The organism is Sphingobium sp. EP60837 (genome assembly GCF_001658005.1).
Taxonomy (GTDB): Bacteria; Pseudomonadota; Alphaproteobacteria; order Sphingomonadales; family Sphingomonadaceae; genus Sphingobium; species Sphingobium tyrosinilyticum.
The window spans coordinates 617,567-640,025 of record NZ_CP015986.1; the positions used below are offsets into that span (position 1 = coordinate 617,567).

Below are 22,459 nucleotides of genomic sequence, written 5' to 3' on the forward strand. Positions count from 1 at the left end.
CGAGTAATGAGTCCGGTGGGCTAGCCCTGCATTTGATACTGTTTGAGTAAATCATATAGCGTCGGCCGACTGATCCCCAACATCTTCGCCGCGCCTGAGATATTGCCATTTGTCCGCGCAATTGCCCGGCGGATCGCGCGCCGATCCGCTAGTTCGCGAGCGGCCTTAAGGTTCACGACGTCGCCTCCCTCCAGTCGATCGCCGTCAAGGTCCAGATTGGCGGCCGTGACATATTTACCGTCCGCCATGATCGCTGCGCGTTTGATGCGATTTTCCAGTTCGCGCACATTTCCCGGCCAGGCCCAGGCATCGAGCGCGGCGAGCGCATCAGGCGCTAGCCCTTTGACTTGCGGGTTCATATCTTTAGCGAAACGGCTCAGGAAATGGCGCGCCAGCAGCGCAGCGTCCCCGGGCCGCTCCTTCAGCGCTGGTATCCGCACCACGATTTCCGCCAACCGATAATAGAGATCCTCACGAAAAGCGCCTGCAGCGATCATCGCCTCCAGATCATGATGCGTCGCGCAAACGATGCGCGTGTCCACCACCAGCGGCTCCCCGCCTTCGGACCCCACCACCCGCTCGCGCACGAAACGCAGCAGCTTCATCTGCAGCGCCGGTGATATGTCGCCCACTTCGTCCAGGAAAAGCGTGCCGCCATGTGCGAGCGCAATTTTGCCTGCCTCTCCCCCGAACAGTTCGGCTTCCAGCAAATCCTCAGGGATCGCTGCGCAACTGATCGTTATAAAGGGACCTCCGCGCCGGGGGCTCGCATCATGCAGCCCTTGAGCCAGCAATTCCTTGCCAGTCCCGCTTGCGCCGGTCAGCAGCACCGAAACCTGCGTCGCCGCAACCCGCTCGATGGTCCGGGCGACCTTCATCATTTCCGGGGCTGCGGTGATAAGCCGCCCCAGCACGCGCGCATCCTCTGGGGCAGCCTCCGCCAGCCGGGCATTTTCCTTCTCTAGCGCATGGACGTGGAAGGCGCGACGGACGATCAAGCCGAGTTCGTCGATATCGACAGGCTTTTGATAGAAGTCATAAGCTCCGCTTGAAATGGCGCTCAGCGCGCTTTCCCGAGCACCATGGCCGGACGCGACGATGATCTTCGTGTCCGGCTTGATCTGCAGCATCTCCGCCAGCGTCGCGAAGCCCTCGCTAGTTCCATCGGGGTCAGGCGGCAAACCAAGGTCCAATGTCACGACATCGGGCGTTTCGGCCCGCAACATCTCGATCGCTTCCTCACGATCGCCAGCGATGAACAGCTGATAATCCTCATAGGCCCAGCGTAATTGCCTTTGGAGCCCTGGGTCATCCTCGACGATCAGCAACTTGGGTCGCATGTCGCTCATCAGGCTGCCTCCCCCTTAGTTTCTTGGCTCAACGCCAGCGGCAGGCACAGCGTAAATCGGCTGCCGACGCCCGGCTTGCTTTCCACCTTGATGCTGCCAGCCATGCTCTGCGCCAGCGCTCGTGCTTCGAAGGCGCCAATGCCGAAACCACCGGCCTTGCTGGACGAAAAGGGCTTGAACAGATCACGGCGGATATATTCGGCGGTCATACCGCGCCCTTGGTCGATCACATCAACGGTGGCACTTCGCTCATCGCCACCAAGGCGAATTTCCACCGGATGACCGGCGTCACTCGCGTCAATCGCATTCTGCAGCAGATGGACGATGATCTGTTCCACCCGTGCCGGATCAGCCAGAGCAAGGGGCGCCGCCCCGATAAGACGGATCGCATGCTGACGCGACCGGCTGTTTGCTATCTTGCTCGCCACCTCACCCAGCGACATAGGCCGTGGCTCTTCCGTGCGCGCCTTGTGATGCTGGGACAGGCGAGCCAGCATATCGTTCATCTTGCCCACCGACTCCTTCAACGTCAGCACCATGTCGGCCCGGAAATCAGGGTTTTCGGCATGCCGTTCGGCATTGCGGGCGAGAAGTGAAAGCTGGCTCACCAGATTCTTGACGTCGTGCATGATGAACGCGAAGCGGCGGTTGAACTCGTCGAACCGCTGTGCATCATTCAACGCCTGCTGCCCCTGCGCTTCGCTCAAATAGCTGGCCGCCTGACGACCCACGGTGCGCAGCATGTCCAAATCTTCCCAATCCAGCCGCCGGTCGATCGCAGGCCGCGCCAGCAGAATCGCGCCGATCAACCGGCCGAAGTGGATGAGCGGAACCAGTACCCAGGCTCGGCTATCAGCCCGCATCCAATCGGGCATCTCACCTGCTTCTTGCAGAGTCGGTCCCTGATCGATGTCGATGATCCACCCGCTGCATTCGATCAAAAGCGCCAAGGGCGGGGGGATGACTGCATTCTCCGGCAGTTCGCCTTCCCAGTTCCACTGCATCTCGAAAGTCAGGGCGCCATCGTCGGAGCGCAGCATCAATATGGCCGCAGGAGAATCGGTGATGTCCGCCACCGCCTTCGCAACACGCTCACTCAGGGGCGGTGCGTCATTTCCCGGCCTGCCGATCGTGTTGCCAAAACGCATCCACTCGCTGCGATAATCATAGCGATGCTGAAAGACATGTTTTGCCACCTGCACCTTCCACAATGCGCGCATCCGTGGCGACGGCAGCAGCACCAAGGCGCTTACCGCCATGAAGAAGACACAACCAATCTCGATCACTCGCGCATAGGGTCCAGCGATCAGCTCGATCGCCACCGCCAGTGCCGCCACAACAATGACGTAGAGCGTGATGGACATCAGCGAAAGCGCGCGAAAGGTGAGTGCGCGCGAGAGTTGCACCTGGGCCTTGTCCCGTCGCATACCCGCCGCGATGACGGGCGCCAGCAACGCCATCAACGGTCCGCGCAGCGCGTAAAGCTCATTGGCCCGGTTGATCGCGAAATAGCCGATCACATAGAGGTTGAAATCATAAGTCCACATTGCCGCGAGCGCGCCGAGCAGCAGCGCCACCCGGCCACGCTGTTGTGGCGGCCAGCTTATATAGAGATGATGGACCAGCATCAGGCTACCGATCGCCGTCATCATGTGCAGGCTCAAGGACACCTGTACCAGCCTGTGGTGCAGGTCGCTGGCGCTGGGCAGTTGCCGCCAGATCAGGTCGGTAAAGGTCTGCAATAGGATCAAGCCTGCCACTGCGGCATAGACTGACCCGATCGCCACCATCGATCCTGCCCGGTCCGCAGCCTCCCTGCGCAACATCACGAACAGCAGCAGCAGCCAGGCGGCATTACGAATATTCTCGCCGATCCCGGTCAGCGGCTTATCGACGCCTCCGAACGATACATAAAGCGACCAGCAGGAGGTGAGCAGCACAGCGACCGCCAGCATGCGCTGCTCCACCACGTCCTCGCGACGGCGCAGGATAAATATGCCAATCGCCGCAAACAGGACGGCGGCGAGCGCATGGCCCCAATCCCCAACAAATTGCAGTAAAACTCCCATCGCCCTGCCTCAGCGCGCGCCTTCAGGCCACAGGATTACCCGCAATGTCTGGATCAGGATCAGCAGGTCCAGAAATGGCGTATAATTTTTGGCGTAATAAAGGTCATATTCCAGCTTGTTGCGGCTGTCCTCGATCGATGCGCCGTAAGGATAGTTGATCTGGGCCCAGCCTGTGATGCCTGGCTTCACCATATGACGTTCGGCATAGTAGCGCAGATGCTGTTCGAGATTGTCCACGAACTGACGCCGTTCGGGACGCGGTCCCACAAAGCTCATCTCTCCTTTCAGCACCGTCCAGGTCTGCGGCAGCTCATCGATCCGCAGCTTGCGCAACCAATAGCCCAGCCGCGTGATGCGCGGGTCGTCTTTCTCCGCCCAGACTGCCTGTCCGCTAACCTCCGCATCCTGCCGCATGGTGCGCAGCTTCACGATCCAGAACTCTTCGCCGTAAAGCCCGACGCGCTGTTGGCGGTAGAAGGCTGGGCCTTTGCTATCCAGCTTCACTAGGATCGCGGCGATCAAAATGACGGGTCCGGTGAGCAGCAGCAGAATCGAACTGGCGAGGATATCGAAAAGCCGCTTAGCGATGCTCGACAGGCGGCGTCCCGCGGAAAAGCCATCAGAAAAGATCAGCCAACTGGGATTGACGCTGTCCAGATCGACGCGCCCGGTTTCCCGCTCAAGGAAGGTCGAAATCTCGTTTACATGAACGCCGGTGGTCTTGATCCGCAACAGGTCGGACAATGGCAGGGCATTGCGCCGCTCCTCTAGCGCCAGCACCACCTCGCTCGCCCCCAGCCGTACCACGAAGTCCGCCAGATTATAAATGGCGCTGCGATTGATCGATTCCGGAATGACCTGCGCACCATCGTTCATCGCAATGTAGCCGACAACCAGGAAACCTGCGCCCTTGCGCTGCTCCAGTTCCTTGATGCGATTGGCCCGATTTCCCGCGCCCAGCACCACCAGCCGCCGCTTGAAGGCTTCTCCGCCCAGCATCGATCCCAGCAAAAGGCGCACCGCCAGCAGGAGTAGGATGGCAAGGCCCATCGCATAGAGGGAATTTGACCGCCACAATGTCAGGTCGGGCAGCGCAAAATGCATGACCGACAGGAATATGACGCCCAACGAAATCGCCACGAGTAGCCGCGCAAAGGCGAAGCGGATCGACTGAAGCGCCCCGGTTCCGTAAACGCCCACTGCGGTCATCGCGGTCTGGATCGCCAAGGCAAAGCTCAGCAACGGCGCGGCGCGGGTCAGGATAGGATCGACATCCATACCGATCTGCTGGGCGCGCAATATCCATCCGGCTTCCGCAGCGGAAAGCAACAGCAGCAGATCGAGCAGCCCCAATAGCAGCACGGCGTGCGGCACATAATGTTTGAACAGCCTGATCATAGGTCGCGCGCAATCCCGCTGCTGCCTAACGAAAGCAGCTTATTGGCATCGGATCAGCTTACATCGGGTGTAAGAAAATCCGACAGTGCACGCACCGTGAAGGAAAATCCCAAAGATTTTCTGAAGATGACTGGCGAGCTGACAAGCACAAGTCCGATCGACTCGCCCTTAAAGTCAATTTCGCTGGCGGAGACGGTTAGCAGCGTCGTGCGCGGCATTTCCAACCACCCGGGCAGCACTATCTGCGGACTCTGCAGCTTCGGTAATGACGCGGCTTTCCTTTTCCTCACGTTCCTTGGTGAGGTAGAAGAACGTGATAGCCAAGATGAGGGCGATCGTCACCAGCGCGAAGATCACGCCAGTGCCGCGCAATCGCTCCGCCTGCATCATATTGTCTCGACGGTCCTGATCTTGAGGAGGACCGCCGCTCCTATCACCCTCCTCCATCGTCCATCTCCCATGCGCCCTTCCCACCGGGAAAGGTCGCCGGAACCGGCCTTACACATCAGTCGGCATCCAGGTCGGAATCTTGTCTTGTCTCCCGCCCGCGGCTGAGGCGATCGACATCGTCCATGATCTCGTCGAGCACGGCGGAATCGGTCGTCTCCTGGGTACGGCGCGACGGCAAATCGCCGCTATCGAGTATCTGTTCTAGCGCCGCCCGACCACGCGCCACCCTGCTCTTGATCGTGCCCACCGCGACGCCGCAAATCTCTGCCGCCTCTTCATAGGCAAAGCCGCCGGCGCCGACCAGGATCAACGCCTCGCGCTGGGGCTGGGGCAGTTGCAACAGCGCGCGTTGCATATCGGAAAGCTCGACATGCTTATCCTGTCCCGCAGGCGCGGCGAGAAGACGATCCGCCGTCAAATCGTCCCAGTCGCCGCGGAAGCGGGAGCGCCGCATCTGAGAAAGATAGTGATTGCGCAGAATGATGAAGGTCCAGGCACGCATGTTGGTCCCGGCCTGAAAGCGGCCACGCGCCGCCCATGCCTTCAACAACGTCTCCTGCACTAGATCGTCGGCAACGTCGCGATTACCCGAAAGCGACCGACCAAAAGCGCGCAAGTGCGGAATGACCGCTGCAAGCTCGCGTTTGAAATCCGTATCGGACAGCGACTCCCGCTTATCCTCCTGGTGCTCCGCCTCTTGGCCAAGCCCTTCGCTCATGGGAACAACCCTCTCACTGGCTGTCGCCCGCGCCTCATGAACCGAAGCCGTCAAAGCCATATGTGCGTCCGCATCCTATATACTCATTGCTGTACGGAACCAATGATGATTACCCGTAATAGCTCCACAACACGATCAGCATGCCGATGATGACCAAGGGCAGGGAAATGCCGAGAATGTAACGGACTATGTGTGGCGTTGATCCTGACCGGGCGTCTTCGGTAGCAATATGCTGTTCCTCTTCCGCCATGTTTTACCTCCCGATCGTTACGCCTGAATAACGCGGGGAGATAGGCGGGGTTCCGCTGCCGCCCAGTCTTTTGTGCAAGTCGAGCGGCCTCGCTCAAACTGGCGCGGTCGCCTCGTCGAAGAACAGCGCCTGTGAAATGGCAGCTTTCACCGTCGATCGCTGGAACGGCTTCGTGATCAGGAAGGTCGGCTCGGGACGCTCGCCAGTCAACAGCCGCTCTGGGAAAGCGGTGATGAAGATCACCGGCACCGAAAATTCAGCCAATATGTCCTTCACCGCATCGATGCCGCTGGAATCATCGGCAAGCTGTATGTCGGCAAGGACCAGGCCCGGACGTTCGGCCATGGCTTCGCGTACGGCGTCTTCACGGGTCACCGCAATGGCGGTAACTTCATGGCCGAGGTCGCGCACGATCGTCTCGATATCCATCGCGATGATCGGCTCATCCTCGATGATCAGCACCTTGGCCCGCGTCTGCGCCTCAATCTCGCTGAGAGCCTCTTCAACCAGCGCCTCAACGTCAGCTGCATCCAGGCCAATCAGATAGCCTACGTCATCGACCGTGAAGCCTTCCAGAGCAGTCAGCAGCAGTGCCTGGCGAGGAAGCGGCGTCAGACGGGCAAGCCGGGCCTGTGCCACAGCTTCCTGACCGTCGCCGCCCGACAAAACCGGGCTATCCTCCAAATGAGAAGAGGACCAGATCGCGTGAAACGTTTTGTACAGGCCAAGGCGGGGATCGACATCAGCCGGGAATTCTTCGGGCGCAGCCACGATCGCTTCCAACGTCGCGCGCACATAAGCGTCGCCATGGGCCTGACTGCCTGTCAGGGCGCGGGCATAGCGGCGCAGGAAAGGAAGATGGGGGTGCAGTTGCTGTCCAAGCGACATCGGTAAATCTTCTCCCAGCCCATAGGGCGAATTGCTACGAAACACTCGCTGAGCAGGAGGATGGATCGGCAATGCCGATGTGGCAAGCCCCCGCCCCTTTCAGCCGCCGTCCGGAAAGCGGCAAAAAATGCTTCGAGGTGCGGAACCATCGACAGACAGATTTGTTTCACAGCCGTTCGTTTTTTACTGATAACCGATTTGCTGTTGCTATTCGCGACCGTCGATTGACGCCGCGAAGGAAAGCCGCAAAAGAAAAAGCCGGTGTTATGCTAGCGTTGCAGAGGGGCGTATTTTGGTTGCTTCAACGACGGAACGGGATGTGAAGGGAGGGGACAGGAAAGATGTCGGCGCCACCACCCCGGAGTCGGGTGTGACTGGCAATGCCTCGCCCAAGCGGCGCCCCTCGCCCGGTAAGGATGAGGGTCAGGTCGCCAACGCCTTGCGCTCTGTTTATCAGCGCGCTGTCGATGAGGATATTCCTTCCGAAATGCTCGACCTTCTGAGGAAGCTGGATTAAGCGTCCATCCATGGTCAACTTGTTTGACCAATTGGGGCGGAGGGCAGGTTGGTGCTTTTCGAAGATAATAAAATAAAGGGCAGGTCCATCGTCGCTGCGACTCAACTGCATTCCCCTTCCCTCTTGGTCTCACGATCTTGATTATCGCATGACCGGGGCGCCCCTGTCCCACCCAGTTGATTGCTCATGCGCAGCCTGAACAGCCTCATTCACTCAACAGGCATCAAGATGTTCCTCATCTTGACGCTCGCCTTGCTGCCGCTCGGCCTGATCGCCCTCATCGCCTCCCTTCAGGCAATCCGGACCGCCGATCTTGAAAAGGAAGCGTTGCTCCGCGTTTCGGTAACGCAGAGCGCGCGCAAGCTGACTACAGATCTGGCATCGGACCGCACGGCATTGATGCTCACTGCCAACGCGCTATCCACGGGCAGCGAAGGTCCCGAGATGTGCGAGCGGCTGGCAATCTTCCTGACGTCGCACGACCGGGAGGGCGGCCGATATTATATCTATGATCGCAGCGGCCGGCGCCTGTGCGGATCGTCCCAGGCGGAGCCCGTCGGCTTGCCCCAGGCTGCACGCTTCCACGCAGCGCCTGCGCAATTGCTGCCGGCGTCGGGTTATCTGCTCAGCCGCGCCGTCAGCAACAATGGCCGCATCGCTGCGCTAGCCTATTATTCCCGCTCCTATCTGGAAGCGATCACCAGCCCGACCACGGCGCTGCAAAACCGGCAGTTGAGCTTGCGTCAAGGCGAGCAACTGCTTGTCGTCAGCAGTCCGCTTGGCAGTCTTCAGGGCCATAGCACCAGCTTATCGGCACGGCTCGATCCTCCTGACATTTTGCTCACCATGACGCTGCGTGATCCTCCGGTCACGCTCGCTCGAATGCTCTCCCTCTTCCTGCCCCTGGTCATGTGGTTTGCCGCTGCAGCCATCGGTTGGTTCGTGGTCAACCGATTGCTCATACGGCCGCTCGTGGTGCTGCGCCGGACCGTTGCCGCTTATCATCCCGGCGAGGTGCTGGAGCCGACGCGCCGCATCCGCACGCCCGCGCAAGAAATCGTCGCTCTGGGCGACACCTTCCGCGCGATCAGCGAGGATGTCGCCACGCATGAAGCGGAAATGGCCGAAGGGCTCGAAACCCAGCGCAAGTTGACGCGCGAAGTGCATCATCGCGTCAAAAACAACCTTCAGATCATCGCCAGCCTCATCAGTCTGCACGCCCGCGCTGCGCATGAACCCGAGGCGGTGGAAGCCTATGCCTCGATCCAGCGCCGCGTCGATGCGCTTTCCGTGGTCCATCGCAATCACTATGCCGAACTGGAGGAGCATCGCGGAGTCGGCGTACGATCGCTCATTAGCGAATTGTCGGCCAGCCTGCGCGGCACGGCTCCAGCAGAAGCACGCCGCTTCGGCATCCAGATCGACAGCGATAACCTGCACATCAGTCAGGATGTCGCGGTGCCCATCGCCTTCCTGCTGACGGAACTGGTCGAACTGGCGATGCTGTCCGATCCACGGACGGCAATGCGTATCTCGGTGCAGTTGGAGCCGGGCCGGGATGATCGCGCCGTTCTACATATCAGTTCGCCAGCACTGCGCGAGTCAGACGAAATGAGCGCTCGCATCAAGGAACGCTATGGTCGGGTTCTCACCGGCCTTTCACGCCAATTACGCGCGCCGCTTGAGCATGACGCGGCAGTGGGCGATTATGCGATCGTAATCACCGTCATTCCCTGACGGCTACACCCGCTGATAATCACGGCGGAAATCGGCAGCAAAGGTTGCGAACCGGCCCTCGGCGATACTGTCGCGTATCGCTTGCATCATCGCTTGGTAGAAATGGATGTTATGCTGCGTCATCAGCATTGCCCCCAGCATTTCGCCGGCCTTCACCAGATGATGCAGGTAAGCACGGCTCCATGTCCCGCAAACCGGACAGGTGCAACGGGAATCCAGCGGCGACAAATCCTCGGCAAAGCGAGCGTTCCGGATATTAAGCGGCCCAGCCCAGGTGAATGCTTGGCCATTGCGCCCGCTGCGTGTCGGCAGGACGCAATCGAACATGTCGATGCCCCGCTCTACCGCGCCAACGATGTCATCGGGTTTACCGACCCCCATGAGGTAACGCGGCTTGTCCTGCGGGAGCATGGCGGGCGCATAGTCCAGGCAAGCGAACATCGCCTCTTGCCCCTCGCCCACTGCCAAGCCCCCCACCGCGTAGCCGTCGAAGCCAACTTCGATCAGCTTCTGAGCCGAGACGCGCCGCAGATTTTGGTCGAGTGACCCCTGCTGGATGCCGAACAGTGCCGCCCGCTCTGCATGCTCGCCGCCCGCATCAAAGCCATCACGGGACCGCTTCGCCCAGCGCATGGACCGCTCCATGCTGTGCGCCGCTTCATCATGGGTGCAGCCGTTCTTCGTACATTCGTCGAACGCCATGACGATGTCGCTGTCCAGCAACCGCTGGATTTCCATCGATCGTTCCGGCGTCAGCATATGCCGCGATCCGTCGATATGGCTGGCGAAAGCGACGCCCTCTTCGCTCATCTTCGTGAGGGCTGACAGACTCATCACCTGATAGCCGCCGCTGTCCGTCAGTATAGGCCGTTCCCACCCCATGAAGCCGTGCAGCCCGCCTAAGCGCGCAACCCGCTCCGCGCCAGGGCGCAGCATCAGATGATAGGTGTTACCCAAGATGATGTCGGCGCCCGTCGCGCGCACCTCTGCGGGGCGCATCGCCTTGACAGTAGCGGCGGTACCGACCGGCATAAAAGCCGGGGTGCGGATCTCGCCGCGGCGCATCTGGATGGCGCCGGTACGGGCTTTGCCGTCGGTGGCGGCGATGGCGAAGGAAAAACGGGGTCGAGTCACGCTGCGCGCTCTAGAGCATCACACGGATGAGTGAGAACCGCTTTTTTCCAAACAGCCCGCCTTGCTGCGAATGGTCGCCAGAATGGGCTGCTCAGCCAGCCTTTCGCACGCCATCGAAGGCAACCACGGCATCGATGTCAAAGCCCTTCACCCGGCGATAATTGCCGATGAAGCACAAGCAGTCCGCCGCTAGGTGCAGGCGCCAGCTTTCCCCCTCTTCATTATGAAGCAGGAGCGTCACAATCTGTGAGTCGGTGCGATGTCTGTCCATGCACCTCCTCATAATTAATGAAAGTTAACAAAGCCCTGCACCGCCTGCTGCTGTTATGGACGCTAACCGTCTTTGTTGCATTAATGCAACGTTAACCGCAAGAGTCAGGCATTTACGGCGACTTACGAGCAACAGTGCCATACAAAAAGGGTTAACGCGGCACAGTTCGGCTGCGCGGCAGTTGCATCGGGACGCCAATCTTGTTTTCCTCAGCTTGTATCGAAATGCGGGGGCACAGATGATTGATTCCGGACGGTTTAATCCGGCGCGTGATGAGGTGGAGGACGCTTCGCCAATGCATCTGCCTGTCGAAGACATTCACAGTTTTCCCGTTACGGAAAGCACGCCTCAAGCGCGCGACAGCAGCCATTCGATGTTGTTCGATCTGGGGCAGATCGATGTCAGCTGGGACGAACCGATAGACACTTTGTGGGCCTTCATGACCCCCGCGAATCGGCCCAACTACAATTTGCCCATGCTGCGCGACATTCGGCTGTGGCAGACCGAATCCAAACGGCTTTTCGATGAGGGCGCATTGCCGCTCAAATATATGGTGCTTGGTTCCCGCTTCCCGGGCGTCTTCAACCTGGGCGGCGACCTGGAACTGTTCGCTGGTTGCATCGAGCGCGGCGACTTACCGGGCCTCGTCAAATATGGCCATGCCTGTATCGACGTCGTGCACCGCGCGTGGCGCAATGCTGATATGCCGCTCATTTCGATCGCGCTGGCGCAGGGGGATGCGCTGGGCGGCGGATTTGAAGCACTTCTTTGCTTCGATGTGGTGGTGGCGGAGCGCAGCGCCCGCTTCGGCCTGCCCGAAATGCTCTTCGGCCTCTTTCCGGGCATGGGTGCCTATTCCATCCTCGCTCGTAAGCTTGGCCGCCGCATGGCGGAGCGCATGATCCTGTCTGGCAAGGTCTATACGGCCGAGGAAATGTACGACATGGGCGTCGTCTCCATATTGGCCGAAGATGGCGAAGGTGAGCAGGCGGTACGGGATTATATCAGCGGCAACCGCCCCCATCATGCCGGTCATGTCGGCGTGTTCGAGGCCGGCCGGCGGGTCGATCCACTCGACTACACTGAACTTAAGGACATCGTTGAAAACTGGGCGGCGACGGCGCTCAAGCTTGATCCCAAGGACCTGCGCATGATGCGGCGGCTCGCTTCGGCTCAGACGCGGCTCACAAAATAAACCTAGCTCAGGCGCGGCGTCGGTCATGCATGAGCGTGACGACGTTGCTCCTGTCCCGCTTCATCTGGGCCATCATCGCCAGCAAATCGTCAAGGGGTATCGGCTTGCTCAGCACGAAGCCCTGCACATTGGTGAAGCCCATCTCGCGCGCGTAGCGGAGCTGCTCTTCGGTTTCGATGCCCTCCGCCACCGTCTCCACATCCAGTGAATGGGCCAGATAGGCGACCGACTGCGCAATGGCCCGATCGCGCCCCTTCTCACCCACGCCCCGCATGAAACTCTGATCGACCTTCAGCGTATCAAAGGCATAGTCGCGCAGATAACCGAGCGACGAATAGCCTGTCCCAAAATCATCCAACGCCAGGCGCAAGCCGATGCGCTGCAGTTCCGACAGGATCAGGCTGGTCCGCCCACTATCTTCAAGGAAGATAGACTCGGTCACCTCCAACTCTAGCCGGCGCGCCTTGAGCCCTGATCCCATCAGCGCTGCGATGACAGCACGAGGCAGCCCGTCACTCTTGATGAGCGCGGGGGAAATGTTGACAGCGACTCGGACATTATCTTCCCACCGCATGGCGTCTCGGCACGCCTGCTCCAATGCCCATGCCGTGATAGGCTCAATCAGCGAACTGCTCTCGGCAACGGGTATGAACTCGGCGGGCGATATCCGTCCCAGAACAGGGTGGTCCCAGCGCATCAACGCTTCGCAGATCGCTATCTTGCCGGTCACAGTGTCGAAGATCGGCTGATAGTGCAGCAACAGTTCGCCATTGGCCATGGCGCTGCGTAGGCCCATTTCCAGTTCATAGGTGCGGTTTTGCCGTTCCTTCATCGACCAGTTGAATTGGGCATGGCGGTTCCGCCCGGCATGCTTTGCGTGGTAAAGCGCCATATCGGCATGCTGCAGCAATTCTTCGGTGTCACGCCCGTCGTCCGGCGCGACGGCGATGCCCATCGAGGCGGTGACGGTGAGATGGTAGCCGCTGACATCGAAGTCGTGGCTGAACTCCGCCATGACATCGCCCGCAATCTGCTCGGCAATGGTGCGATCCGCCCCCGGACAGATCAGGATGAATTCGTCACCGCCAAAGCGCGCGACATGACCCCGGCCATCCAAAGCATGAGAAAGCCGAGCCGCAACCGTGCAAAGCAGCTGGTCCCCGATGATGTGGCCAAGCGAGTCGTTAATCTCCTTGAACCTGTCGAGGTCCATCCAGAACACGGCCATCGGGTCCTGATCGGACCGCCGCTTGTCGAACAGTTCGCGCAGACGCATCTGCATAGCCATGCGGTTTTCCACGCCGGTCAGGCTGTCGAACCGCGCCAGCCGCTCAAACTTTGTGGCGAGCTGCGTCTTTTCATGCTTGCCCTGCAGCGCTTCGACAACGATGCGATGGGTCGTCCGGCTGATTTCCGCCATCGCGAAGATCATCAGGAACAGCATCGTCGCCAGCACCCAGTAGCCTAGGCCGCCTGCGATGGTGAGGCCCAGCGTTGTCGGGAGAAGCGCGAAGCAGGTCTGGCCGATGGCGATATGAACCCGGCCAGCATTGCGTCCCGCGATGCCGCCCGAATAGGCGGCGACAAGACATACGCTCAGCATATGCAATGATGCGTCCCCGGTCAGCGTCAGCGTCGCAAAGGCGAGCAGGCCTAGCAGCGCGGCATAGCCCCAGGCGCCCAGTTCATAGGCGAGGCCCCAGATCGGCTGAGCCGGGCCGTCCTGATGGGCCAATTGCCGCTGGAAATAGACGGCAGATACCGATCGACTAAGCGCGACGAGGACGATCAGCGCCGCAATTGCAGTGATCTCTATACGATGCGCATTATAGGCGATGACGAAGCTGAGCGCTCCGCCCGCCAACGCGCCGATCATCAGCGAAGCAGGCGAGGCATAGAGCGATTTGACGAGACTGTCCTGGACCTCAGCGCTCTGCTGAGTATCGAGCGCAAGGCGCGCGCGCAATATTGCGCTCCAGTGGCGGAAGAGGCGTGACACGTTCTCGCCATCATTGGCGAAACATGATTTCCAATTGGTAAATTCACCCCAACAAAGATCGCCGGAATGGAGGCTCTTGGATCACCTGGCGAGGTGATTCTGTAAGCGTGATGACGCATCCCCTCACCGAGCCCTCTCTTCCTAAAAGGCAGAGGGATCAGGTCGCGACATCACTTAAACATCGACGAGAAAAGGCCGGTGGATCTCTCCACCGGCCCTTCCTCATTCGCTTGAGCGAAGGACTTAGAAGTCCATGCCGCCCATGCCACCCATGCCGCCGCCGGGCATGCCCATCGGCGCCTTGTCGTCGGCGGGCAGTTCGGCGATGGTCGCCTCGGTGGTGATCAGCAGGCCGGCGACCGAAGCCGCATCCTGCAGGGCAGCGCGAACGACCTTGGTGGGATCGATGACGCCAGCGGCGACAAGGTTCTCATAAGTGTCGGTCGCGGCGTTGAAGCCCTGGGTCTCGTCATTTTCACGCAGCAGGTTGCCGGCGACGACGGCACCGTCCACGCCCGCATTCTGGGCGATCTGGCGCAGCGGCGCTTCAATCGCCTTGCGGATGATGTCGATACCACGGGTCTGGTCGTCGTTGGCGCCCTTGAGGCCTTCGAGAGCCTTGGTCGCGTACAGCAGGGCCGTGCCGCCGCCGGGGACGATGCCTTCTTCAACGGCTGCGCGGGTTGCGTGCAGCGCGTCATCGACGCGGTCCTTGCGCTCCTTCACTTCGACTTCCGAAGCACCGCCGACCTTGATGACGGCGACGCCGCCAGCCAGCTTGGCCAGACGCTCCTGAAGCTTTTCACGATCATAGTCGGACGTCGTCGTCTCGATCTGAGCGCGGATCTGCTCGGTGCGGCCCTTGATCGCATCGCCTTCGCCGGCGCCATCGACGATGGTGGTGTTGTCCTTATCGATCGTGATGCGCTTGGCGGTGCCGAGCATGCCGAGGGTGACGTTTTCGAGCTTGATGCCGAGGTCTTCGGAGATCACTTCGCCCTTGGTCAGGACGGCGATGTCTTCCAGCATGGCCTTGCGGCGGTCGCCGAAGCCAGGCGCCTTGACCGCAGCGACCTTCAGGCCGCCACGCAGCTTATTGACGACCAGGGTCGCCAGCGCTTCGCCCTCGATATCCTCAGCGATGATCAGCAGGGGACGGCCCGACTGAACGACGGCTTCGAGGATCGGCAGGATCGACTGCAGGTTCGACAGCTTCTTTTCGTGGATCAGGATGTAAGGGTCGGCCAGTTCGACTGCCATCTTTTCCGGATTGGTCACGAAGTAAGGCGACAGGTAGCCGCGGTCGAACTGCATGCCTTCAACGACGTCCAGTTCGAATTCGAGGCCCTTGGCTTCCTCGACGGTGATCACGCCTTCCTTGCCGACGCGCTCCATCGCTTCGGCGATCTTTTCGCCCACGACGGTGTCGCCATTGGCCGAAATGATGCCGACCTGAGCGATTTCCTTGGTTCCGGAAACCGGCTTCGAACGGGACTTCAGGTTCTCGACGATCTTGGTCACGGCGAGGTCGATGCCGCGCTTCAGGTCCATCGGGTTCATGCCGGCGGCAACCGACTTCATGCCTTCGCGAACGATCGCCTGGGCGAGAACGGTCGCGGTCGTGGTGCCGTCACCGGCGATGTCGTTGGTCTTCGAAGCAACTTCGCGGACCATCTGGGCGCCCATATTCTCGAACTTGTCCTTCAGTTCGATTTCCTTGGCGACCGAAACACCGTCCTTGGTGATGCGGGGCGCGCCGAAGCTCTTGTCGATGACGACGTTACGGCCCTTCGGGCCCAGGGTCACCTTGACCGCGTCGGCCAGGATGTCGACGCCGCGCAGGATGCGCTCACGAGCGTCACGCGAAAACTTTACGTCCTTCGCTGCCATGATCTTTTACCTCTCTTGAGAATTGCAAATCTTGCGAAGTTCACACCGTTACAGGGCACGAATTCCGCCGAAAATTGGAATGCGGTATCCGGTTCGCAGCTTTACGCGACGACGCCCAGAATGTCCGATTCCTTCATGATCAGCAGGTCTTCACCATCGACCTTCACTTCGGTGCCCGACCACTTGCCGAACAGGATGCGGTCGCCAGCCTTGACGTCCAGCGGGGTCACCTTGCCATCTTCCGACTTGCTGCCGGTGCCGACGGCGACGATTTCGCCTTCCTGCGGCTTTTCCTTGGCGGTGTCGGGGATGATGATGCCGCCTGCAGTCTTCTCTTCCGCCTCTACGCGACGGACGAGAACGCGGTCATGCAACGGACGAAATGCCATGTTGAGTGCCTTTCCCTCTGTTTGGGATGGGTCTGGCGTAGGATCGCCGGGCCGTTGCCCGGAACGAATCCGCATACGCACATTCCTTCTCCCGAATGAACCATGTGCTGTTAGCACTCTCTTTTGAAGAGTGCCAGCGTGGCGGAATATGGAACGACGAATTTATCGGTCAAGGGATCAAATGCAGATTTTTTCAGCTGACCCGGCGTGACAGCCGGGAAGCCGCGCGGGTTCTGCGCCCGGAAGCTGCTCTTGTCACGCGGCCAGCGCCAGCTTGCGGGATTGTTGCGACCATCTCCATCGGCGAGGCGGTTGCGGCTCGTGCTTCCGTTGCTTACTTGCAAAGCCATCTCGCACGATGGGAGCATTCGCCGAATGACCGATAGCTACACCCCGCCCCGCGTTTGGACATGGGACAAGGATAATGGCGGCGCCTTCGCCAACATCAACCGGCCGATCGCCGGGCCTACCCATGACAAGGAATTGCCCGTCGGCAAGCATCCCCTGCAGCTTTATTCGCTAGGCACGCCCAACGGGCAGAAGGTGACGATCCTGCTCGAAGAATTGCTGGCCGCGGGACATCAGGGCGCAGAATATGACGCCTGGCTGATCAACATCGGATCGGGCGACCAGTTCGGCAGCGGCTTCGTATCGGTCAATCCGAACAGCAAGATCCCGGCGCTGATGGATCACAGCGTCTCGCCGCCGCAGCGCGTGTTCGAATCGGGCGCGATCCTCCTCTACCTTGCCGAGAAATTCGGCGCTTTCCTGCCAAAGGACCCGGCGAAGCGCGCCGCTACGCTGTCCTGGCTGTTCTGGCAGATGGGCAGCGCGCCGCTTCTGGGTGGGGGCTTTGGCCATTTCTTCGCCTATGCGCCAGAAAAGATCGAATATGCGATCAACCGCTACGCGATGGAGGTGAAGCGGCAGTTCGACGTGCTCGACCGCCAGTTGGCCGAGAATGAATTTGTGGCGGGCGATGAATATACGATCGCCGATATCGCGATCTGGCCCTGGTATGGCGGGCTGGCGTTGGATCGCACCTATACCGGCGCGGGAGAATTTCTGGACGTTGGGAGCTATGTGAATGTCCAGCGCTGGGCGAAGCAGATCGACGCCCGCCCGGCCGTGAAGCGCGGCCGCATCGTCAACCGCGCCAACGGACCGCTGGAAGAGCAACTGCACGAGCGGCATGACGCCAGCGATTTCGAGACGGGGACGCAGGATAAGTTGGAAGGCGCGACTTGATGCTGGGGTAATCTTCCTCGCGTCATCCCGAACCTGTCGGCAAGCTCAGGACGGGCTTGGTTGCGCCCGCTTTTCGTCCGTCATTAGCCACTTCAAGGAGCGGGACCCCGGGTCAAGCCCGGGGTGACGGGGGTGATATCGCCACTTGGCAGAGCGGCGTGCGTCCATATGTCGTCACCCCAGCGAAAGCTGGAATGACGGATAGGTTGTGGCCACCTACCCCGCTGCTTTCACAATCTCCGCCCAAGCCGCTTCGTCGATCACCTCGATCCCCAAAGCCGCAGCCTGCTTCAGCTTCGATCCCGCGCCCGGACCGGCCACCACCAGGTCGGTCTTGGCGCTGACCGATCCAGCCGCTTTCGCTCCCAGCCGTTCCGCCTGCGCCTTGGCCTCGTCGCGGCTCATGGTTTCCAGCTTGCCGGTGAACACCACGGTCTTGCCGGTGACCGCGCTCACGGTAGTTTCGACCACATAATCGGGCGGCGACACTTCGGACAGCAGGTCGTCCCATGCTTCCCGGTTATGCGGTTCATGGAAGAAGTCGGCCAAGGCATGGCCTACCGCAGACCCCACATTTTCAACGCCGATCATCTCGGCAATCGCCTTGTCGAGCCGATTGCGAAAGCGCGCCTCTTCTTCACCGGAGAGACGGGGCGTCGCGTCACGCAGGACGATGATCTCCTCCGCCAGGACGCGGACGCCCGCGAGGCTGGTGTAGCGCTTCAACAAGTCCCGCGCGGTCACCGCGCCGATATGGCGGATGCCGAGACCGAACAGCAGCCGCGCGGCGTCAGGCTGCCGCTTTGCTTCGATCGCGGCGAGCAGATTATCGACCGACTTTTCCTTCCACCCCTCGCGCCCCAGCAGCGCAGCGCGATGGGCCTTCAGCCGGAAAATGTCGGCAGGCTCGGTGATCCAGCCAAGGTCGAGAAATTCCTGAATCGTCTTCTCGCCCAGCCCTTCAATATCCAGCGCACCACGGCTGACGAAGTGACGCAGCCGTTCGAACCGTTGCGCGCCGCAGATGAGGCCGCCGGTGCAGCGGATATCGACTTCCCCCTCTTCACGCACGGCCTCCGATCCGCAGACCGGGCAGTGATGGGGAAAGTCGAAGGCGGCCCGCGCCTCATCCCGCGTCAGATTGTCCACCACTTGCGGGATGACGTCTCCGGCGCGCTGCACCACAATGCGGTCGCCAGGCCGCAGGCCGAGCCGCGCTATCTCGTCGGCATTATGGAGCGTGACGTTGGATACGACCACGCCCCCAACGGTGACGGGGGTCAGGCGGCCGACCGGGGTCAGCTTGCCCGTGCGCCCGACCTGGATATCGATCGCTTCCAGCGTCGTCTGCGCCCGTTCTGCCGGAAATTTATGCGCGATCGCCCAGCGGGGCGCTTTGGCGACAAAGCCCAGCCGCTGCTGCCAATCGAGCCGGTCGACCTTATAGACGACGCCGTCAATGTCGAAGGGCAGGTCGGCGCGCGCCGCCTCTATGCCGCGATAATGGGCGATCAGGGCGGGCAGCGTATCGACGCAGGTCAGCCGGTCCGACACGGGCAAACCCCATGCGGCGATCGCCTGCATGACGCCAAGCTGCGTTTCCGCAGGCAGCGCGCTGACCTCGCCCCAGCCATGGGCCAGAAAGCGCAGCGGCCGACTGGCGGTTACGGACGGGTCCTTCTGCCGCAGCGATCCCGCCGCCGCATTGCGGGGATTGGCGAACTGGCGCGCCTTTTCCGGGTCATCAGCTTCGGCGAGAAGCCGCGCGTTCAGCGCCACGAAGTCGGCCTTCGCCATATAGACTTCGCCCCGCACCTCGAACAGGTCGGGGATATTGCAGCCGGTGAGACGATCGGGAATGTCGCCGATCGTGCGGACATTGGCGGTCACATCCTCGCCAGTGGTCCCATCCCCGCGCGTCGCGGCCAGTCGCAGCTCGCCCTTTTCGTAACGGAGCGAGCAGGAGAGGCCGTCGATCTTCGGCTCTGCGGTGAGTGCGACCGGCGCATCGTCCGGCAGCGCGAGGAAACGTCGAACGCGGGCGACGAATTCGGCGATGTCGTCGTCCGAAAAGCCATTATCTAGGCTCATCATGCGCACGGCATGCTGGACCTTCTTCAGCCCCGACGTGGGGACTGCGCCGACCTGGGCGTTGGGCGAATCCGCTCGCACCAGATGCGGGAAAGCGGCCTCCAGCGCGCTATTCTCGCGGATCAGCGCGTCATAGGCCGCGTCCGTGATTTCCGGCTGATCCTGGTCATGATAAAGCCGGTTGTGCCGGGCGATCTCCCTGGCGAGGCGCATCAAGCGGTTAGCTGCTTCGGCTTCGGTCATTTGGGCGGGGTTGGTCGAATCATCCATATCCTGCTCCATCCCCGAACGGATGTTGGCCGTCAAACCCCCAGCAAGCGCTCCGCCTGCGCCCGCGCTTCCACCGTGATCTCGGCGCCCGACAGCATGCGCGCAATCTCTTCCCGCCGCTCGCCATCATTGAGCGCATGCACGCCGGTGCGTGTCACCGTGCCGTCGCTCGCCTTGGCGATCAGCATATGCCCCGCCCCGCGCGCCGCGACTTGCGGGCTGTGGGTGACCACCAATATCTGATTGCTCTGCGCCAGCCGCGCGAGCCGGTCGCCGATCGCGGAGGCCACCGCGCCGCCCACGCCCCGGTCGATCTCGTCAAAGATCAGCGTGTCGGCCCCGCCCCGCTCCGCCAGCGCGACCTTCAAGGCCAGGATGAAGCGCGACAATTCGCCGCCCGAGGCGATCTTCACCAACGACGCGAAGGGCGCGCCGGGGTTGGTGGAAATCTCGAACTCCACCCGGTCCATCCCCTGCGGGCTCCACTGTCCTTCGTCGAGCGGGGCGACCACGGTGCGGAAGCGCGCGGCGTCGAGCTTCAGCGGCGCCAGTTCGGCCGCGACGGCCGCGTCCAACCGGGCGGCGGCTTCCTTGCGCTGATCGGACAGCGATTGCGCCGCCTCTCGATAGGCGAGCGCGTTGGCCGCGACCTCCGCCTCCAGCGCGGCGAGATGCTCCTCACCTCCCTCGATTGCCGCCAGCTTGCCTGCCATGTCGTCCCGCAAAGCCGCTAGTTCGTCTGCCGCGACATGATGCTTTCGCGCCAGTCCGCGCAGATCGAACAGCCGGGTTTCGATACTATCCAGCCGCGCCGAATCGAAGCTCAGCGCCTCGGCCGCGCTGGTCAGCCGGTCTTCGGCTTCGCCAGCTTCGATCACCGCCCGGTCCAGGGCCGCCAGCACCTCCGCAAGCGGTTCATATTCGCCCACGATGCGATCGAGCCGCCGCGCAGCCTGCCGCAATTGCGCGAGGCCGCCGTCCGATCCGGTCAGGCATTCGGTTACGGCGGACAGATCGTCGGCCAGCCGGGCGCCTTTCTGCATCGTGGCCCGCTCCTCAGCCAGCGCGGCCTCTTCGCCCGGTTCCGGCGCAAAACGCGACAGTTCTTCGACGGCATGGGTGAGATATTCGCGGTCGCGCGCCGCCACCTCCACCGCCGCACGGCTCTCCGCCAACCGCTCCGCCGCCGCGCGCCAAGCCATATAGGCCCGGCTCACCGCTCCATTGTCGCAGCGGCCATAGGCGTCGAGCAAGGTGCGGTGGCCGCGCGGGTTCAACAATCCGCGATCGTCATGCTGACCATGGATTTCGACCAGCGTGCCGCCAACATCGCGCAGAAGCGCCGCCGAGCAGGCCTGGTCATTGATGAAGGCGCGGCTGCCGCCATCGGCCTTCAGCGTGCGCCGGATGATCAGCGGCTCGCCCGATTCAAGGTCGATGCCATTATCGCCCAGCAATTGGGCGGCGCGATGATCGGCGCGCGGAATGTCGAAGGTCGCGGTGACGCTGGCCTGCGCTTCTCCGCTGCGCACAAGACCGCTGTCCGCCCGCGCGCCCAGCGCGAGGCCCAGCGAATCGAGCAGGATCGACTTGCCCGCCCCTGTCTCCCCGGTCAGCACGCCCAGGCCCGCGCCGAACTCCAGGTCCAGCGCTTCGATCAAGACGACATTGCGGATGGAGAGGTTGGTCAGCAAGCAGTCGGGCTCCCAAGAACGTCACCCCAGCGGAAGCTGGGGTCTCAGGCCGCTGGATCGAACCTGGCGGCACGAGATCCCAGCTTGCGCTGGGATGACGGAAAATCCGCCCTTACGCCTTCGCGCCATGTTCCCGCATGAGCTTGTAGGAGCGCTCATACCATTCGGAACCCGGATAGTTCCTGCCCAGCACCGCCGCCGCCTTTTGCGCTTCCTCGGGGATGCCGAGCGAGAGATAGCTTTCCACCAGACGTTCCAGCGCCTCGGGGGTGTGGGTCGTCGTCTGATATTTATCGACCACGGTGCGGAAGCGAAGGGTCGCGGCCAGCCACTGCCCGCGCCGCTGATAGAAGCGGCCGACTTCCATTTCCTTGCCCGCAAGGTGATCGTTGACCAGGTCCAGCTTCAGCCGCGCATCGGCGGCGTAGCGTGTGTCGGGATAGCGGCGGATCAGTTCGCCCAGCGCATCGAGCGACTGCTGCGTGATCTTCTGGTCTCGGGTGACGTCCGCGATCTGTTCATAATAGCAGAGCGCGATCAGATAATAGGCGTAGGGCGCATCCTTGTTGCCGGTATGGATCGCCAGGAAGCGCTGCGAGGCCGCGATCGATTCACTATAATCGCGGTTCATATAATAGCTGAACGCCGACATCAGCTGCGCCCGGCGCGCCCAGGGCGAATAGGGATGCTGGCGCTCGACCTCGTCGAACAGGGCCGCCGCCAGCTTATATTGGCCGCGGTCGAGCCGGTATTTGCCCGCATTGTAGAGCGTGGACACGTCGCGCGCGACATATTGGGTGTCGGTCTTATTCTTCGACGTGGCGCAGCCGGCGAGCAGGGCGGCAAGCAGAACCGGGGCGGTAGCCGCGCCAATGCGCGTCATGGTTTTCGTCAGCATGGCC

At 61.5% G+C, this 22,459-nt stretch carries 19 protein-coding genes; 4 read left to right on the forward strand and 15 right to left on the reverse strand.

The window, feature by feature from the left end; all coding sequences use genetic code 11:
- Positions 1-20: 20 nt before the first annotated feature.
- The 7 genes from prsR to EP837_RS02925 form a co-directional block, all read right to left on the reverse strand.
- Positions 21-1,349 carry a PEP-CTERM-box response regulator transcription factor gene (gene prsR / locus EP837_RS02900; protein WP_066524303.1) on the reverse strand — a complete coding sequence of 443 codons (1,329 nt, stop codon included), beginning with the start codon at positions 1,347-1,349 and terminating at the stop codon, positions 21-23.
- Positions 1,349-3,418, reverse strand: coding sequence for an XrtA/PEP-CTERM system histidine kinase PrsK (prsK, locus tag EP837_RS02905; RefSeq protein WP_066524305.1), 2,070 nt, complete (start codon positions 3,416-3,418; stop codon positions 1,349-1,351). The genes prsR and prsK overlap by 1 nt, the downstream gene beginning before the upstream one ends.
- A gap of 9 nt (positions 3,419-3,427) precedes the next feature.
- The gene (locus EP837_RS02910) at positions 3,428-4,816 is read right to left on the reverse strand and encodes a TIGR03013 family XrtA/PEP-CTERM system glycosyltransferase (RefSeq protein WP_066524308.1); all 1,389 of its coding nucleotides are present in this window, start codon (positions 4,814-4,816) and stop codon (positions 3,428-3,430) included.
- A gap of 174 nt (positions 4,817-4,990) precedes the next feature.
- The gene (locus EP837_RS02915; RefSeq protein ID WP_066528578.1) at positions 4,991-5,206 is read right to left on the reverse strand and encodes a hypothetical protein; all 216 of its coding nucleotides are present in this window, start codon (positions 5,204-5,206) and stop codon (positions 4,991-4,993) included.
- A gap of 115 nt (positions 5,207-5,321) precedes the next feature.
- On the reverse strand, positions 5,322-5,984 hold the full coding sequence (locus EP837_RS02920; protein ID WP_066524310.1) for a sigma-70 family RNA polymerase sigma factor: 663 nt from the start codon (positions 5,982-5,984) through the stop codon (positions 5,322-5,324).
- Positions 5,985-6,093: 109 nt separating this feature from the next.
- Positions 6,094-6,234, reverse strand: a complete 141-nt coding sequence (locus EP837_RS21230; protein WP_197486302.1) for a hypothetical protein — start codon at positions 6,232-6,234, stop codon at positions 6,094-6,096.
- A 93-nt stretch (positions 6,235-6,327) separates the two neighbouring features.
- Positions 6,328-7,122: a response regulator gene (locus tag EP837_RS02925; RefSeq protein WP_066524312.1), complete on the reverse strand. Its 795-nt coding sequence runs from the start codon at positions 7,120-7,122 to the stop codon at positions 6,328-6,330.
- A 292-nt stretch (positions 7,123-7,414) separates the two neighbouring features.
- Here EP837_RS02925 and EP837_RS20365 point away from each other — a divergent pair, with 292 nt between their 5' ends.
- Together EP837_RS20365 and EP837_RS02935 are read left to right on the forward strand one after the other, a co-directional pair.
- Positions 7,415-7,639, forward strand: a complete 225-nt coding sequence (locus EP837_RS20365; protein ID WP_156518372.1) for a NepR family anti-sigma factor — start codon at positions 7,415-7,417, stop codon at positions 7,637-7,639.
- 228 nt (positions 7,640-7,867) lie between these two features.
- Positions 7,868-9,376, forward strand: coding sequence for a sensor histidine kinase (locus EP837_RS02935; protein ID WP_082919644.1), 1,509 nt, complete (start codon positions 7,868-7,870; stop codon positions 9,374-9,376).
- A 3-nt stretch (positions 9,377-9,379) separates the two neighbouring features.
- Here the strand turns inward: EP837_RS02935 and tgt are convergent, their stop codons facing one another.
- On the reverse strand, positions 9,380-10,510 hold the full coding sequence (tgt, locus tag EP837_RS02940; RefSeq protein WP_066524317.1) for a tRNA guanosine(34) transglycosylase Tgt: 1,131 nt from the start codon (positions 10,508-10,510) through the stop codon (positions 9,380-9,382).
- Between the two features lie 91 nt (positions 10,511-10,601).
- Complete coding sequence (locus tag EP837_RS02945; RefSeq protein ID WP_066524319.1) at positions 10,602-10,781, reverse strand: hypothetical protein; 180 nt, start codon at positions 10,779-10,781, stop codon at positions 10,602-10,604.
- Between the two features lie 238 nt (positions 10,782-11,019).
- Between EP837_RS02945 and EP837_RS02950 the strand changes: the two genes are divergently transcribed.
- Positions 11,020-11,976: a crotonase/enoyl-CoA hydratase family protein gene (locus EP837_RS02950; RefSeq protein WP_066524320.1), complete on the forward strand. Its 957-nt coding sequence runs from the start codon at positions 11,020-11,022 to the stop codon at positions 11,974-11,976.
- A 7-nt stretch (positions 11,977-11,983) separates the two neighbouring features.
- On the opposite strand, the gene EP837_RS02955 is transcribed toward EP837_RS02950, so the two are convergent.
- The 3 genes from EP837_RS02955 to groES all read right to left on the reverse strand — a co-directional run bounded on the left by EP837_RS02955 (position 11,984) and on the right by groES (position 16,254).
- Positions 11,984-13,975: a putative bifunctional diguanylate cyclase/phosphodiesterase gene (locus EP837_RS02955; RefSeq protein WP_066524321.1), complete on the reverse strand. Its 1,992-nt coding sequence runs from the start codon at positions 13,973-13,975 to the stop codon at positions 11,984-11,986.
- 243 nt (positions 13,976-14,218) lie between these two features.
- Positions 14,219-15,865 carry a chaperonin GroEL gene (gene groL, locus EP837_RS02960; protein WP_066524326.1) on the reverse strand — a complete coding sequence of 549 codons (1,647 nt, stop codon included), beginning with the start codon at positions 15,863-15,865 and terminating at the stop codon, positions 14,219-14,221.
- A 101-nt stretch (positions 15,866-15,966) separates the two neighbouring features.
- Positions 15,967-16,254 carry a co-chaperone GroES gene (gene groES, locus EP837_RS02965; RefSeq protein WP_025549259.1) on the reverse strand — a complete coding sequence of 96 codons (288 nt, stop codon included), beginning with the start codon at positions 16,252-16,254 and terminating at the stop codon, positions 15,967-15,969.
- A 375-nt stretch (positions 16,255-16,629) separates the two neighbouring features.
- Here groES and yghU point away from each other — a divergent pair, with 375 nt between their 5' ends.
- Positions 16,630-17,502 (forward strand): glutathione-dependent disulfide-bond oxidoreductase, encoded by an 873-nt coding sequence (yghU, locus tag EP837_RS02975; RefSeq protein ID WP_066524328.1) that lies wholly within the window; start codon positions 16,630-16,632, stop codon positions 17,500-17,502.
- 216 nt (positions 17,503-17,718) lie between these two features.
- On the opposite strand, the gene ligA is transcribed toward yghU, so the two are convergent.
- The 3 genes from ligA to EP837_RS02990 all read right to left on the reverse strand — a co-directional run bounded on the left by ligA (position 17,719) and on the right by EP837_RS02990 (position 22,455).
- Entirely contained in the window at positions 17,719-19,863 is a 2,145-nt protein-coding gene (gene ligA / locus EP837_RS02980) for an NAD-dependent DNA ligase LigA (protein WP_066528580.1), read from the reverse strand.
- 32 nt (positions 19,864-19,895) lie between these two features.
- Positions 19,896-21,557, reverse strand: coding sequence for a DNA repair protein RecN (gene recN / locus EP837_RS02985; protein ID WP_066524329.1), 1,662 nt, complete (start codon positions 21,555-21,557; stop codon positions 19,896-19,898).
- A 112-nt stretch (positions 21,558-21,669) separates the two neighbouring features.
- Positions 21,670-22,455, reverse strand: a complete 786-nt coding sequence (locus tag EP837_RS02990) for an outer membrane protein assembly factor BamD (protein ID WP_066524330.1) — start codon at positions 22,453-22,455, stop codon at positions 21,670-21,672.
- Positions 22,456-22,459 lie beyond the last annotated feature (4 nt).

Bases quoted from the DNA above. Each gene is read 5' to 3' on its own strand.
- EP837_RS02910 (WP_066524308.1), bottom strand. From the start codon at position 4,816: ATGATCAGGCTGTTCAAACATTATGTGCCGCACGCCGTGCTGCTATTG.
- EP837_RS02945 (WP_066524319.1), bottom strand. From the start codon at position 10,781: ATGGACAGACATCGCACCGACTCACAGATTGTGACGCTCCTGCTTCAT.
- prsK (WP_066524305.1), bottom strand. From the start codon at position 3,418: ATGGGAGTTTTACTGCAATTTGTTGGGGATTGGGGCCATGCGCTCGCC.
- prsR (WP_066524303.1), bottom strand. From the start codon at position 1,349: ATGAGCGACATGCGACCCAAGTTGCTGATCGTCGAGGATGACCCAGGG.
- EP837_RS02935 (WP_082919644.1), top strand. From the start codon at position 7,868: ATGTTCCTCATCTTGACGCTCGCCTTGCTGCCGCTCGGCCTGATCGCC.
- groES (WP_025549259.1), bottom strand. From the start codon at position 16,254: ATGGCATTTCGTCCGTTGCATGACCGCGTTCTCGTCCGTCGCGTAGAG.
- EP837_RS21230 (WP_197486302.1), bottom strand. From the start codon at position 6,234: ATGGCGGAAGAGGAACAGCATATTGCTACCGAAGACGCCCGGTCAGGA.
- EP837_RS02920 (WP_066524310.1), bottom strand. From the start codon at position 5,984: ATGAGCGAAGGGCTTGGCCAAGAGGCGGAGCACCAGGAGGATAAGCGG.
- EP837_RS02925 (WP_066524312.1), bottom strand. From the start codon at position 7,122: ATGTCGCTTGGACAGCAACTGCACCCCCATCTTCCTTTCCTGCGCCGC.
- EP837_RS02990 (WP_066524330.1), bottom strand. From the start codon at position 22,455: ATGCTGACGAAAACCATGACGCGCATTGGCGCGGCTACCGCCCCGGTT.
- yghU (WP_066524328.1), top strand. From the start codon at position 16,630: ATGACCGATAGCTACACCCCGCCCCGCGTTTGGACATGGGACAAGGAT.
- EP837_RS02915 (WP_066528578.1), bottom strand. From the start codon at position 5,206: ATGATGCAGGCGGAGCGATTGCGCGGCACTGGCGTGATCTTCGCGCTG.
- ligA (WP_066528580.1), bottom strand. From the start codon at position 19,863: ATGGATGATTCGACCAACCCCGCCCAAATGACCGAAGCCGAAGCAGCT.
- EP837_RS02950 (WP_066524320.1), top strand. From the start codon at position 11,020: ATGATTGATTCCGGACGGTTTAATCCGGCGCGTGATGAGGTGGAGGAC.
- groL (WP_066524326.1), bottom strand. From the start codon at position 15,865: ATGGCAGCGAAGGACGTAAAGTTTTCGCGTGACGCTCGTGAGCGCATC.